Raw genomic sequence first — 13442 nt, forward strand, 5'->3', positions numbered from 1 at the left:
GGTGCCGGCAACGGCGGCAACGGCGGCGCCGCAGGCGGCGGCGGCGCAGGAGGCAAGGGCGGCAACTCCGTCGGAGGCACCAACGGTGACGGCGGTAACGCCGGGAACGGCGGTGCGGCCGGCGGCGGCGGAGCGGGCGGAGATGGTTTCGCGGGCACGTCAAGCAACCCGAACGGCGGGGCCGGCGGCAACGGCGGTAACGCCGGCGTGGGCGGGCCTCCCGGGGCGCGCGGAACCGCGGGAAGCGGTGGCAACGGCGGCACCGATGGCGCCACCGGCAGCAGCGGTCTCGATACCGCCAACGGCGGCGCCGGCGGCAACGGCGGTGCCGGGTTCGCCTCGGCGACAGCTGGTGTGGCAGGCGGCAATGGCGGTAGGGGCGGCAACGGCGGCACCACGAATAAGGGCACCGGCGGGGCCGGCGGCAAGGGCGGAGCCGGCGGGGCGGGCTTCGCGGGTGCGAATGGCACCTCTGGCATCGAGGCCAATGGCGGCGACGGCACCGCGGGCGGCAACGGCGGCGCCGGTGGCGCGGGCGGTAACGCCAACGCCGCAGCAGGTAACGGCGGGGCGGGCGGAGCCGGTGGCAACGCCGGTGCAGGCGGAGCCGGTGGCGCCGGCGGGTCCGGTACCGACGCAGTCAGCGGCGACTCGGCCACACTCGGCGGCAACGGCGGATCCGGTGCCGATGGCGGTGTCGGTGGTTCGGGCGGAGTCGGCGGTAACGGCGGAGCCTCGGGTGCCAACGGCAGCGGTGGGTCCGGCGGTCTCGGCGGCGCAGGCGGCGCAGCCGGCGGCGGCGGAACCGGCGGCAACGGCGACAACACCAACGTGAACGGTGCGGCCGGCGGCAATGGCGGCAACGCGGGTAACGCCGGTGCAGGCGGTGCGGGCGCATCGGCAGGATCCGGCGGCAGCAGCGGGTCCGTGGGCACTGGCGGCAGTGCGGGCACCGCGGGCGTGGGCGGGGTCGGCGGTCGCGGTGGCGTCGGCGGCACCGGGACGACCACGGGCCAGGTGTTCACGGTGAGCACCGCCAACCAGTCGGTCACCGGGCTGTCGATCACCAGCTTCGCCGACACCGACACCCTGCTGGCGTCGGTGTCGATCCCGGACGCCCCGTCGGGAACGACGTTCAAGTTCGGGACGACCACCGGCCTGACGGCGAGTTACGGCTACACGTTCAGCGACGCGATGACGACGATCAACTTCACCGGAACGAAGGCGAACATCAACGCCGCCCTGGCCTCGATGCAGGTGTCGACAGGGGCCTCCCAGGGGGCGTTCAACTTCGACGTCACCTCAACACTCAACGTCGCGAATACGTACTACAACCCGACCAACAACAACTACTACCAATACGTGGCCGGCAACGTCGACTGGACCACCGCATCCACCGGGGCGCAGGCGAGGACTTACAACGGCGCCACCGGTTACCTGGTGACCATCACGAACGCGTCGGAGAACGACTTCGTCAAGTCGAAGGTCAACGCTCTGAACATCTGGATCGGCGCCAGCGATGCGGCCGGGGAGGGCGTATGGAAGTGGGTGACCGGCCCTGATGCGGGAACCCAGTTCTGGCAGGGCGCTTCGGCCGCATCCGGCGGTACAACCACCGCGCCGTACTTCTACGCGTCCTGGGCGAATGGGGAACCCAACAACACCGCCGGTGTCGAGCACTATGCCGTCACCAACTGGCGCGGCACCCTCGGCCTGTGGAACGACCTGCGGAACCGGCCGGCTGAGACGATCAACGGCTACCTCGTCGAGTACTCCGAGCCCGCCGGCGGTTGGACCGGGGCGCAGCAGCAGTACACCACCGCCTACGTCGGCGGCGCTGATGGCGGAGTCGGCGGGGCAGGCGGCCTCGGCGGCAACGGCGGTAACGGCGCTGTCGGCGGTGCAAACGGCGGCACGGCCACGGTCGGCGGCCTCGGCGGCGCCGGTGGCGTGGGCGGGGCCGGCGGCGCGGGATCGGTCCGCAACGGCGGGGCCGGCGGCATCGGCGGCACCGGCGGATCCGGCGGCACCAGTGGCACCGGCAATCCCGGCACCGCAGGATCGGCCGGCGGTGCCGGCACCAATGCCACCGGCACTCCGGGCGGCACCGGCGGCCTCGGCGGCGCCGGCGGAATCGGCGGCGTCCTGTAGCCGACGCAATGGGGTGTCAGTAGTGATACCGCGCTTTGAGGATCTTCACCTCGGTGTCATCGGCTCGATATATGAGGCGATGCTCATCGTCTATCCGACGCGACCAATACCCGGACAGTTCCCCTCTGAGCGGTTCCGGCTTTCCGATCCCGACGAAGGGGTCGCGCTGAATCTCCGCGATGAGCCGGGTGATGCGGCGGGCAGTCCTGCGATCACGGGCCAGCCAGAACAGGAAATCCTCCCAGCCGTCCGCATCGAAGTGAACTCCTCTCACTCCGAGCCGCCACCGGCCATCCGCTGCAATTCCTCGATCGAAACAGCGTGCCCGCTGTGACCGCCCGCCTTATCCCGGGCGACAGCCTCCATGAGCCGACGCGCATTCTCCGGGGACCGCAGGAGGTAAACGGTCTCCTGCCAGGAGTCGTAGTCATCAGCGGACATCAACACCGCGTCCCCCGCTTTGGACGTGATGCGCACCGGCTCGTGGTCTAGGTTCACCTGCTCGATGAGCGGAAACAGCTTCTGCCGGGCTTCACTCGCACTTAGAGCCATGACCCAACCTTCCGTACCGATAACCCGTACCTAGTAGGTACAGAAATATCGTACCAGTTAGTTGGGTCCCGGCACCGTCGTGGCCGTCTGACACCCGGCTCCGAGCGCGGTGGCCGACGTCGAGAGCTTGCTCTGCGCCTCGGTGTCGGCGGGATCGGCCGCGATCGCGGAGTAGGCCGCGGCCACATTCTCGATGAGATCGGCATCCGGGGTGCTGACCTTGGCCTTGATGGCCTCAAGCTGCGCCGCCGTACCCGCCGGGTCCGCATCCGGCTTGCCCATCATGACGCCGTCGATCTCCGTGCAGACACTCGCCAGGGTGCCCTCGGCGGCGGCTGCCGCGATGGCCGAGGTCGCCGACGAGGCCACCGAGGACGCCGCGGAAGCCGCCGACGACGCCGTCGACGAAGTCGTCGAACCGCCACAGGCGGTAACACTCACCGCGACCGCAGCCGTCGCGCACGATGCCAGCACAACCTTCGAGAGACCAACCACGGTGCATTCCTTTCCTCGGTTACTGCACCGGATAGTAGGCCTTGTCACCGGGAGCGGCCGGATGATGCAGTGAAACAGCCGCGCATCCACCCCGTACCGCATCTTCACCCAACCGCTTGCTACCCGATTTGCCCGATCTTCGCCTGAAACTTCGCCGGGCCCGCGACGGCGACCGCCATCGCATTGCCGATGGGGCCAAGTTCATCGAAAAGAGCCGCCACCCCAGAACCGATACCGCCATCGCTCGTGTGCAGGACTGCAGCTAGTCCGATATGCGCTCCGATAGGCAACCGGGAAAGCGATAGCGTGTAATCGGTATTGATGAAGTTCAGTCCCTCTGAACTCCAGTGGGTCAGCGCACTCGTCGCATCGGCTGCCATTGCGGCACGCATGAAAGGCGTTATGGGTTCACCATCGACGAGGGGTCGGGTCTGCCCCATCCACGCGAACTTTCCGGCGGAGCCGTCGTACCACTCTTCGAAGCCGAGTCTGCCCGCTGACCCGGGGACTCCGCCGTATCCCCAGACGAACATCGGCAAGGCTGTGGCTTCCTGACCGAAGTCGGCGGGCACTTGCGGCATCGCAACCGGAACCGACCAAATGTCACCGGTCGGTTGCTCGCCGGGGCGAAGGAAGACCGCACTGCAGCGCGCGACGGCTACTCCGCCCTGTCTCAACTCGGCATCCACCACGCGCAGAATCCGCCCACTGCGTACTACCGATGTCGCGGTCTCGATCACCTGATCAATGGCTACCGGCCGGAGTATGTCGACGGTCAGCCGGGCCGGCCGCATCTGACCGGGCAGACCTTCCGGCTCAACCGTGCGAGCGAGTAGGCCACCAATGACATGTCCGCTGACGGAGGGACCCCACGGTCCCCGAGCAGAGCCATCCGGTACCAGGCCATCACCGACGCGGGTGAAGTAGGCGCTCGTCATCCGTGCACGTGGGTTAACAGCCGCGAAACAGCTATTGGGCGAACATCATTTTCCATATCGCCAACCCCATCGCGATGCGGCATGCCGATCACAGTACCTGCGCCGCCAAGGACTTCCCGCCACCCTCAGCGACTATTGGGATCGCAGGCGAGCATGAGAGGCCCGCAGGTCACCGCGAATGACCTTGCCTGCCGCATTGAGTGGCAACTCCGCCACGAAGTACCAGTACTGTGGAATCTTGTATCCCGCGAGTGATCTGCGCACGAAGGTCCGAAGCTCGTCCTCATCTGGAGCGTGTCCGACAGCGACGGGGACGACGAACGCGGCCAGCGTCTCTCCCAATCGTGTATCGGGCACGCCAACCACACCGACCGACGCAACTCCGGGATGTGCGCTCAGCGCGTTCTCGACTTCGAGCGGGTAGACGTTCTCGCCACCGCGCACGACCATGTCATGCATTCGACCGCGCAGGCGTAGGTACCCGTCATCATCCAGAACGCCCAAATCTCCGGTGTGCAACCAGCCGTCGGCGTCGAGCACCGAAAGATGATCCGCGGCGGCGAGCACCTCCCCCACCCCGTGGCCGTCGGGATCGTCGATCTTGAGTCGGAGCTCGCCGACGGGTCGACCCACCGTTCGTAGGAGTTCGGGATGACGCGCCGCGCGTCGGTGGTCACCGGGTTGCAGGCTAGTGATGGGGCTTCCCTCGGTCTGACCGTAAAGGCTGACCATCGCAACGTTGGGCAGCGTGTCAAGCACACGTTGCAGTGTGTCAGGGGCGATCGGCGAGGCGCCGTAGATGAGCGTTCGCAGCGGAACAGAACCGATAAGCCCATTCGTGAGCAACATCTCGATCATGCTCGGCACCAGAAGGCAGTGCGTGGCTGCGAGTTCGTTCAGACCACGCCACCAGTCGAAGGAGAACTTGGTCGTAGCGATGATCCCGGCCCCGGCAGTGAGTGCCACCAGCACGTTGCCCACCCCGCCGATGTGATGCAACGGTGAACCGGTCGCAAACCGGTCCCCCGGCCCGATGTGGATGAGGTCGCGGAGCAACCTCGCGCGGTGGCCTAGCACCGAGTCTGTGACGGCTACGCATTTAGGCGCTCCGGTCGTCCCCGCGGTGTGCAAGAACATGGCGGTGGGACCGGGATGTCGGCGCAACGGCTCTGCTGAGACCGGCAGGTCCCGCACCGCCACCACGGTGACGCCGACGATGTCCGCCACCTCTCGTGCGGTCTGTTCGCAAGACGTTTCGGTGAAGAGGATCGGCGATTCCGTCCGGCGAACTGCGGCAGCCAGTTCCGCAACCGTCTGACGTGGCGCGAGAGGGGCCAGCGGCCGATTAGTCACCCCGCCGGCCAGCAAGAGTGCCAGCGCGTCAGCGTTCGTTGTGAGCAGTGCCGGCACCGGCCGACTCTCCTGAAGATCGAAACTCAGTAGGGTGTCGGCTGCCGCCACCGCCTTGCCGATCAGTTCACGACCAGTGGCGAAACCTGAATCGGTGATGACCGCTGGGTGCGCACTGTCCTCGAGAGCGGCACATATCCGCTCCAGCCACAGCCCGTCGAAGGGGTTGGTCGTCACACGGGCAGATACGTCCGCGGCAGGTTGGTCCGCCTCAGCCACCACGCGCGCATTTCCCTACTCTTCTTCGAGAACGAGTGCCATCTCGGGGCAGGCGGCCACCCCTTCCCTGACGGTTTGCTCGTCGCCGGGCAGCACCTCATACGGTTCGACTTGGGAGTAACCCGATTCGTCTATCGGAAACAGGTCCGGGTCCACTGCGTAGCACTGGGCATGACCTGCGCATTTGGACCGTTCGAGACGAACCCTCATCGGACCTCCCTTACATGAGCACCTGGCGGCACATCATCGTGCGGCCCCGGCTCCTTAAGCATTAAAGGTTTAGCGATATCGACTTTACTCCCCGACGCCGCCGCCGCGGTCCGTCGATGGCTGCGGTTGCGGTGGCCGAGCTCAGAACACGAAGCGCGCGATCAGCTCGGCGATCGCGGCAGGCTTGTCCACGCCATCGATCTCGACGGTGTGCCGCACCGTCAGATTGACGGCGTCATCTCCGATGGGAGTGGCGTCGGCGAGGCTGGATCTGACCCGTATCCGGCTGCCCGCCGTGACCGGAGAAAGGAAGCGAACCTTGTTGAGGCCGTAGTTGATACCCATCTTCGCGTTCTCGACCCGATAGTTATCCTTGCTCACACTCGGGATGAGCGACAGCGTCAGGAAGCCGTGTGCGATCGTCGCACCGTAAGGACTCTCGGCCCTTGCCCTCTCAACGTCGACATGAATCCACTGATGGTCCATCGTGACATCGGCGAACTCATTGATCCGGTTCTGATCGACGTCCACCCATCGGCTGACCCCGAGTTCCTCGCCAATCGTCGCCACCGCCTCCTGCACAGACGTGATCACCTTCACCTGGCCTGCTCCCATCGCTGCCTAGAAAACCGATATTTATATAACGGTATAGACTCCCCGCACGAAGGGGCAACCTGCCCGACTCAGCAGCCGATCCTGGGAGACACATGGCCTCGACGACGTCCAAGGCGGCGATCATCGCCGCCGCACGCACCCCGATCGGAACAGCGCGTCGCGGCACACTAGCCAACACCTCGGCGATCGATCTGGCCAAGCCCGTCGTGTCGGCGGTCATCGAACGCTCGGGACTCGACCCCGCCGAGTTTGACGACTTCATTCTCGCTGAGGTCATGCAGGGCGGCGGTGACAGCGCACGATACATCGCAGTGGCCCTTGGCCTGCTGGACATCCCCGGACTGGCGGTCAACCGCCAGTGCGCGTCCAGCCTTTCGGCGATCGCAGTGGGCGCCGGGCAAATTGCATCGGGAATGAGCGGCGCCATCCTGGCCGGCGGAACAGAGTCGCTCTCGACCACGCCAGTCCTGCAGAAGCGCAAGGCATTCACCAGGGGCAAATCAGCGGAAGATTTCTCGCAGTGGTTCCCCGAGTCGCACCCACCCACCGCTGAAGCGCCGGCCATGGACATGTCCATCACCGTCGCACACAACTGCAACGTGGAGTATGGAATAACTCGCCACGACCAGGACCAGTGGGCACTACGCAGCCATCAGCGTGCAGTCCAGGCCATCGATTCCGGGGCGTTCGTCGCGGAGATCATCCCCATCCAGGTTGCCCAAGCCGACGGAAGCAGCACGACGTTCGCCGTGGACGAGCATCCGCGGCGCGGCAGTTCGATGGAATCACTGGCTGCCCTCGAGGTCCTGCACCCCGAGATCGACAACTTCTCGGTTACCGCGGGGAACTCATCAGGTCTCAATGACGCGGCGGCCATCGTCGCGTTGACGTCGCCCGACACCCGGCAGGATGTGTTGGCCAACGTGTTGTCGTGGACGCAAGTCGGACTCCATCCGATCAGGACGGGAAGCGGACCGATCCGGGCCATACCTAAGGCGCTTGAACTCGCGGGTCGCAAAATTGAGGACGTCGCACTGTTCGAAATCAACGAAGCGTTCGCCGCCCAGGCCGTCGCCTGCACGCGCGAACTGGGTCTCGACGAGGAGATCGTCAACGTGTACGGCTCCGGCATCAGCCTCGGTCACCCGATCGCCGCGACCGGTGCCCGGATGGTCACATCAGCGATTTACGAATTGCGCAGGCGCGGCGGCGGTATCGGCGTGCTGTCGATGTGCGCAGGTGGCGGCATGGGCGCGGCGATGGTGATCGAGGTCGTTTGACATCACTACGTTGACCGCCGAAGTCCCCGGACCCTATTAGTCCGGTCAATCACTCGCGGGCAGTGGCTTGGCCTCCTTGATCACCAGCATCTCGGTGCCCACGCTGAGAGAACCCGCGCCTGCCCTGGTGACCAGCACCTCGGCTCCACCCGTGTCGGTATAGCGCTTACCTATCTGGCTGCCACCGGAGAATGCCGGATCGGGCGCTCCGTCAGCCACGGTGCCTGCGTCGATGCCCACCATCGGTTGCCCACCGCAGCGCAGATCGTCGAGGCTGTCAGCTGTCTTCACCACGATCACCTGCGTATCGCATACCTGACTCTGCAGCCGGGTCCCATTCTTGATCACGTTGTTGTCCTTTGCTATTCGGCGGTTGCATCGGTGAGACTGGCAATGATGTCGCGGCGAAGCACCTTGCCCGTGGCATTGGTTGGCAGGGAATCGCGAAAGAGCACTCGGTCGGGAGTGCGCGATCCGCGCAACAGCTTCCGCACGTGCTCACGCAGTTCGTCGGCATCGGGCTCAACACCTTGCTCGGGGACTACCACCGCCACGATGGCCTGTCCCCACTGAACATCCGGTACGCCCACGACCGCGACTTCGTGGACGTGCGGATGTTCGATCAGCACGTCCTCCAACTCTGCGGGCGCAATGTTCTCACCGCCGCGGATGATCGTGTCATCTGCACGCCCGGTGATGAAGAGATAACCCGCGTCGTCAAGTGTGGCGACGTCCTTGGTGGCGAACCATCCTTGTTCGTCGAGCACCGAGCCAATCCCGGTGTATCTCCCCGAAACCTGTTCACCTCGAACGAACAACTCGCCGGTCTGCCCGGCCTCCAGCACCGTTCCGTCCTCGTCGCGGATTTGCACCTCGATACCGGGGACCGGTCGTCCGACCGAGCCAAGCCTCTTGGCGACGACGTCATCAGGGTTCCCGTGCGCTGTGCGGTGGTCCTCAGGAGTCAGCACGGCGATCGTCGAACTGGTTTCGGTCAATCCGTAGGCGTTGACGAAGCCGACGGCGGGCAACAGGTCAAGCGCTTTGCGCACCAGGGGAAGCCCCACCTTGGACCCTCCATAGGCAAGATTGCGCAGCGACGGCAACTCGACCGACCGGTGCTCGAGTGCAGTGACGATTCGATCCAGCATGGTGGGGACGACGGTCGCGGTCGTCACCGATTCATCAGCGACGAGCCTTACCCAATCGATGGGATCAAAGGTGCTGAGGTACACCATCTTTCGACCCGCGTAGAGGTTGGAGATGGCTGCGTTGACCCCGGCGATGTGATACGGCGGAACGCAGATGAGTGCCGCATCGGTGGCATCGGCGGAGCCGAAATCGACCGTGCCGGTGATGTAGCTGGTCAGATTACCGTGGGTCAGTTCCACGGCCTTGGGCTTGGAAGTGGTCCCCGAGGTGAACAGCACGATTGCGACGTCGTCGGGATCGGCGAACTCCGACACGGACTCCGCGGTGCGTGCAGCGGACACGAACTCCTCGGAGGTCATCAGGAGTGTCCCGGCCGGGACCACCTCGCGATAACGCTCGTCGACGATCACCAGTGGATCGGGTAGTCGGCTGATCAGTTCGCCGATGACCTCGGCGCTGAGCCGGTAGTTGATCGGCGTATACGGCTTGCCCGCGCCCGCGGACGCAAAGATCAACGCTGGTTGCATGACGCCGCCGGCCCCGACATAGACGACGTGCTGCGCATCGGTGCCGGCGATCACGCCCGCCCCCCGATGTGCCAGCTCGTTGAGTTCGTCGATGGTGAGCCGTTTGTCGCCGTCGACCAGCGCGATTCGTTCCGGATCACCGGAGGCGGCCATCTCCAACAGCAGCGAGATACTCACGAACTCCCCAGCCTTCACGTGTGCGGAAACGCCGCTCAACTCCGCCGAACATTACCAGTGGAGATCGTAGATCCCTCGGGTCTAATCAGATATATAGTTAACGGGTTACAGCGCGACTACGAGTCCCCGGCAAAGCTCTACGACCGGGCTGGGCAGCTTAGCCAGGCCGGAACTGGCCGTACACACCGTAGGAGGATCAGGATGACCGCACTCGACGAGGACGAACGACGGGAACTGGCCCAGTCCGTGCGCGCAGTCTGCGAACGACTGTCCCCCGAGGATCGAGTTCGTGCGGTCGCCTACGGCGAGGGCGGGCAGAGGATGGACCGGGCCGTACTCGCCGGCTTCGACTCGGTGTTGTGGGACGTGCTCTGCAATCAGGTCGGGGTAGCGGCGATCGCGCTACCTGAACACCTCGGCGGCGCAGGCTACGGCCCGTCAGCACTCGGGGTCGTCGCTCACGAACTGGGTCGCGCGCTCGCGCCGGTGCCCTTCACCAGTTCAGCTGTGCTCGCCACCGGGCTGCTCCTGGAACTGACTGAACACGATCCAGATGCTCAGAAGCGATTCACCGAACTCATGGAAGGCCGTCGAACGGCGGCGGCGGCGTTGACCGGAGACGGCGGCCTGTGGCGCCGATCGGCCGTCACACTGCGGGCTGCGCGGGCCGGTGAACACTGGACTGTCGCGGGCACCGTGCGTCATGTGCCGGGCGGCGCCACCGCCGATGATCTCGTCGTCGTCGCCGTCGCCGAGGACGGGGAGACAGCGGTCTTCCTCATCGATCCGACTTCCGAAGGCGTCCTACGCACCCCCGAACCCGTGCTCGACGGCACCCGGCCGATGGCCACCATCAGCTTCGCAGCTGCTGATGCACGACGTCTGTCCGGCGATGGTCCCGTTGACGACCTTGTCCAACGAAAAGTTGACGTCGCGCTGGCCGTCTCGGCGGCCGAGCAGGTCGGCGCATGCGAACGGTTGCTCGAGATCGCTACCGCCTACGCCAGCACCCGGACACAGTTCGGCAGGCCGATCGGCAGCTTTCAAGCCGTCAAACACAAGTGCGCCGACATGCTGGTTGATCTGGAGTGGGCGCGGTCGGCTGCCCACGCCGCGCTTGAATCCCTCGACGGGGCACACGACGCGGCCATTGCCGCGGAATCGGGTTGGCGCGCAAGCATGGCCAAAGCAGTCTGCTCGGAAGCATTGCGCGACGCGGCATCGGCCAACATCCAAATCCATGGGGGCATCGGGTTCACCTGGGAGAACACCGCCCATCTTTTCCTGCGGCGAGCGCGGACCGACGAGGTGACACTCGGATCGCCTGGTCAGCACTGGGACCGGCTGGCGTCACTGACCGCTCTGCTACCTAAAGAGCGAGACGCGCCGATGATCGGGGACACCGCGGATTTACGCGCTGGGATCCGCACATTTCTCGACAGCGCCGATAAGCCCGCGGGGTTGCGAAGTTATGGACCCACCCCGACCGACGCCGACGTCGGTCCGGGGCGCAAGTGGCACAGGTACCTCGCCGATCATGGCCAGGTATGTCTGCACTGGCCCGTGGAGTATGGCGGCCAGGACGCGTCCGTTATCCGACAAGCCGTATTCGCCGAAGAGTGCGCACGGGCTGGTGTCCCCCGGCAGCTCGGGCTCACGGCCATCGACCTCGTGGGACCGGTACTGATCAAGTACGGCACCGAGGCGCAGAAGGACCGCTTCCTGGAGCAGATCCGCACCGGCGACCACATCTGGACCCAACTGTTCTCCGAGCCGGGCGCCGGCTCGGATCTGGCGGGCGTCCGGACGAAGGCCCAGAAGACCGCCGACGGCTGGCTCATCGAGGGTCAAAAGGTGTGGAGTTCGGCGGCGAATTCCGCAGAGTACGGGCTGCTGCTGGCCAGGACCGGGCCAGACAGTCACCGCGGCCTGAGCATGTTCATCGTTCCGATGGACGCGGCCGGTGTGACGGTACGACCACTGATTCAGCTCGACGGTGAGAGCAAATTCAACGAGGTGTTCCTCGACCAGGTCGAGCTCGCGGACGATGCGCTCATCGGCGAACCTGGACAGGGCTGGACCATTGCGATGGTGACCCTGGGTCGCGAGCGATTGACGCTCGGTTCGCAAGCCGTGTCGATGTTTCGGCTTCATGAGGAGATGATGCAGGCCGCTCGCGACCGTGATCTCCTCGATCCCGTACTCAGTCGATCGATGACGAAGCTGTGGACCCGCCTGTGGTTGCTGCGCTTCACCTGGCAGCGCGCAATCGAGGCAGGCGACACCAACTCCTCGGCCTTCTCCGTGCTCAAGTTGATGACCTCCGAAACCGACCGCGATCTCGGGGACATGGCAACCGAGGTGCTGGGTACGGATGCGTGCCTGGATCCCGGCGCCGAATCCCATGACGCCGAACTGATACACGCGATGCTTGTCGGCCGTGCGCAGACCATCCTCGGCGGCACAAGTGAGATTCAGCGCAACATTCTGGGCGAGCGGGTCCTGGGCCTACCCAAATGAGCACCTCGTCGACGGGGCCCGAACTCATCGCCGCCCTGCGCGACGTGCTGCGGCCCGGGATGACGATCGCTCTCGGCGACGGCGTCGGCGTGCTGTGCACCTTGGCAGATGGCACGTCATTCGGTGCAGTGCTGAGTGAGGTGGCGCGTGAGGTCGGGTCCGTGACATTGGTTCTCGGTTGGCTCCCCGTCCCCGTCGACGGTCTTGAGCCCGAGGCGTTCGCTGAAGTGATCGCCCTCATGCCGGGTTGGGGCGTCAGGGAGGTCCTCCGTAGCCCGAATGCCCGTTTCCTTCCCACCAGACTCGCGGCGATCCCCGCCGTCATGGCCGACGTGCTCCGCCCCGACATCCTGATGACTCGGCTGGTGCGACGTGACGGGCAGACCATGTTCAGCTCCGAAGTGTCATGGCAGCGAGGGGTCGTCGACGGCGGAGCCCGAGTCATTGGAATCATCGACACCTCGGCTCCCTCGGCCGCAGCCGGACCGGCCCTCGTTGACTCCGCAGTCGAGGTAATCGGCACGATTCACGGCGGCCCGATACAGGTACCCGAGCGCGAACCCGAGCCGGTCCACGACGCAATTGCCGACCAGGTGCTCAGGTTCATCACCGAGGGCGCACGGGTCCAATACGGACCGGGGCCACTCGGTACCGCCCTGCTCCGCCGGGCGGCGATACCGCTGTACGTCGACACCGGAATGCTCACCGATGCCGTTGTCGACCTCGACCGGCGCGGCCTGCTCGCCGGACTCCCCTCGGCGACCTACCTGTTCGGCACCGACTCCCTGTACGACTGGGCGGACCAATGTCCGATCCTGCACGGCATCGAGCACACCCATGATCTCAGCCGACTCTCCCGCGGCGTCCCATTGTTCGCGGTGAACACCGCGATCGAGATAGACCCTTTCGGACAGGTAAATGTGGAAGGTTTGGGAGACAACGTGTTCGGCGGAATCGGCGGGCACCCCGACTACTGCGCCGCCGGGCGGATGAGCCACGGCGGGCTGTCGATCATCGCCGTCCCATCCACGACAAACGGGCGCTCGCCTCTCGTCGAACGATTGAGCCGACCCGCGTCCACACCCGCCCACGACGTCGACGTGATCCTTACCGAACGTGGCCACGCCGATTTGCGCTCTGCAGACTGGTCGCAGCGTCGCGCACTGATTGCTGAGCTGTTCGCACGATGAAGGAGA

General features: G+C 65.5%; 13 protein-coding genes and 2 pseudogenes. 5 read left to right on the forward strand and 10 right to left on the reverse strand.

Annotated elements, in window-relative coordinates; translation table 11 throughout:
• Positions 1-2151 (forward strand): lectin-like protein (locus ACR2JI_RS17350; RefSeq protein ID WP_526392230.1); only part of this gene is annotated, 2151 nt, incomplete at its 5' end.
• Between the two features lie 16 nt (positions 2152-2167).
• Here the strand turns inward: ACR2JI_RS17350 and ACR2JI_RS17355 are convergent.
• From ACR2JI_RS17355 to ACR2JI_RS17390, 8 genes and pseudogenes are all read right to left on the reverse strand, one after another.
• Positions 2168-2425, reverse strand: coding sequence for a Txe/YoeB family addiction module toxin (locus ACR2JI_RS17355; protein WP_526392232.1), 258 nt, complete (start codon positions 2423-2425; stop codon positions 2168-2170).
• On the reverse strand, positions 2422-2703 hold the full coding sequence (locus tag ACR2JI_RS17360; protein ID WP_526392234.1) for a type II toxin-antitoxin system Phd/YefM family antitoxin: 282 nt from the start codon (positions 2701-2703) through the stop codon (positions 2422-2424). The genes ACR2JI_RS17355 and ACR2JI_RS17360 overlap by 4 nt, the downstream gene beginning before the upstream one ends.
• Before the next feature lie 57 nt (positions 2704-2760).
• Positions 2761-3198, reverse strand: a complete 438-nt coding sequence (locus ACR2JI_RS17365) for a hypothetical protein (protein WP_526392236.1) — start codon at positions 3196-3198, stop codon at positions 2761-2763.
• A 119-nt stretch (positions 3199-3317) separates the two neighbouring features.
• Positions 3318-3770, reverse strand: a complete 453-nt coding sequence (locus ACR2JI_RS17370; protein ID WP_526392290.1) for a hypothetical protein — start codon at positions 3768-3770, stop codon at positions 3318-3320.
• Positions 3771-3890: 120 nt separating this feature from the next.
• Positions 3891-4136, reverse strand: a pseudogene (locus ACR2JI_RS17375) (thioesterase family protein); the annotation flags it as partial.
• A gap of 132 nt (positions 4137-4268) precedes the next feature.
• Positions 4269-5723 (reverse strand): class I adenylate-forming enzyme family protein, encoded by a 1455-nt coding sequence (locus tag ACR2JI_RS17380; RefSeq protein ID WP_526392238.1) that lies wholly within the window; start codon positions 5721-5723, stop codon positions 4269-4271.
• 57 nt (positions 5724-5780) lie between these two features.
• Positions 5781-5975: a ferredoxin gene (locus ACR2JI_RS17385; RefSeq protein WP_526392240.1), complete on the reverse strand. Its 195-nt coding sequence runs from the start codon at positions 5973-5975 to the stop codon at positions 5781-5783.
• A gap of 141 nt (positions 5976-6116) precedes the next feature.
• Positions 6117-6575, reverse strand: coding sequence for a MaoC family dehydratase (locus ACR2JI_RS17390; RefSeq protein WP_526392242.1), 459 nt, complete (start codon positions 6573-6575; stop codon positions 6117-6119).
• Positions 6576-6682: 107 nt separating this feature from the next.
• Between ACR2JI_RS17390 and ACR2JI_RS17395 the strand changes: the two genes are divergently transcribed.
• Positions 6683-7870: a thiolase family protein gene (locus tag ACR2JI_RS17395; RefSeq protein ID WP_526392244.1), complete on the forward strand. Its 1188-nt coding sequence runs from the start codon at positions 6683-6685 to the stop codon at positions 7868-7870.
• A 45-nt stretch (positions 7871-7915) separates the two neighbouring features.
• Here ACR2JI_RS17395 and ACR2JI_RS17400 read toward each other — a convergent pair whose 3' ends face one another.
• Both ACR2JI_RS17400 and ACR2JI_RS17405 read right to left on the reverse strand, forming a co-directional pair.
• Positions 7916-8218 (reverse strand): hypothetical protein, encoded by a 303-nt coding sequence (locus tag ACR2JI_RS17400; RefSeq protein ID WP_526392246.1) that lies wholly within the window; start codon positions 8216-8218, stop codon positions 7916-7918.
• A gap of 14 nt (positions 8219-8232) precedes the next feature.
• Positions 8233-9726 carry a class I adenylate-forming enzyme family protein gene (locus ACR2JI_RS17405; RefSeq protein WP_526392248.1) on the reverse strand — a complete coding sequence of 498 codons (1494 nt, stop codon included), beginning with the start codon at positions 9724-9726 and terminating at the stop codon, positions 8233-8235.
• A gap of 201 nt (positions 9727-9927) precedes the next feature.
• Here ACR2JI_RS17405 and ACR2JI_RS17410 point away from each other — a divergent pair.
• The 3 genes and pseudogenes from ACR2JI_RS17410 to ACR2JI_RS17420 form a co-directional block, all read left to right on the forward strand.
• Positions 9928-11055: pseudogene (locus ACR2JI_RS17410) on the forward strand (acyl-CoA dehydrogenase family protein); the annotation flags it as partial.
• A 60-nt stretch (positions 11056-11115) separates the two neighbouring features.
• Positions 11116-12246 carry an acyl-CoA dehydrogenase family protein gene (locus ACR2JI_RS17415; RefSeq protein ID WP_526392292.1) on the forward strand — a complete coding sequence of 377 codons (1131 nt, stop codon included), beginning with the start codon at positions 11116-11118 and terminating at the stop codon, positions 12244-12246.
• A complete protein-coding gene (locus tag ACR2JI_RS17420) occupies positions 12243-13436 on the forward strand; it encodes an acetyl-CoA hydrolase/transferase C-terminal domain-containing protein (RefSeq protein WP_526392250.1) in 1194 nt (397 codons plus the stop codon). The genes ACR2JI_RS17415 and ACR2JI_RS17420 overlap by 4 nt, the downstream gene beginning before the upstream one ends.
• Positions 13437-13442 lie beyond the last annotated feature (6 nt).

This window comes from Mycobacterium sp., from assembly GCF_051006775.1.
Lineage (GTDB): Bacteria > Actinomycetota > Actinomycetes > Mycobacteriales > Mycobacteriaceae > Mycobacterium.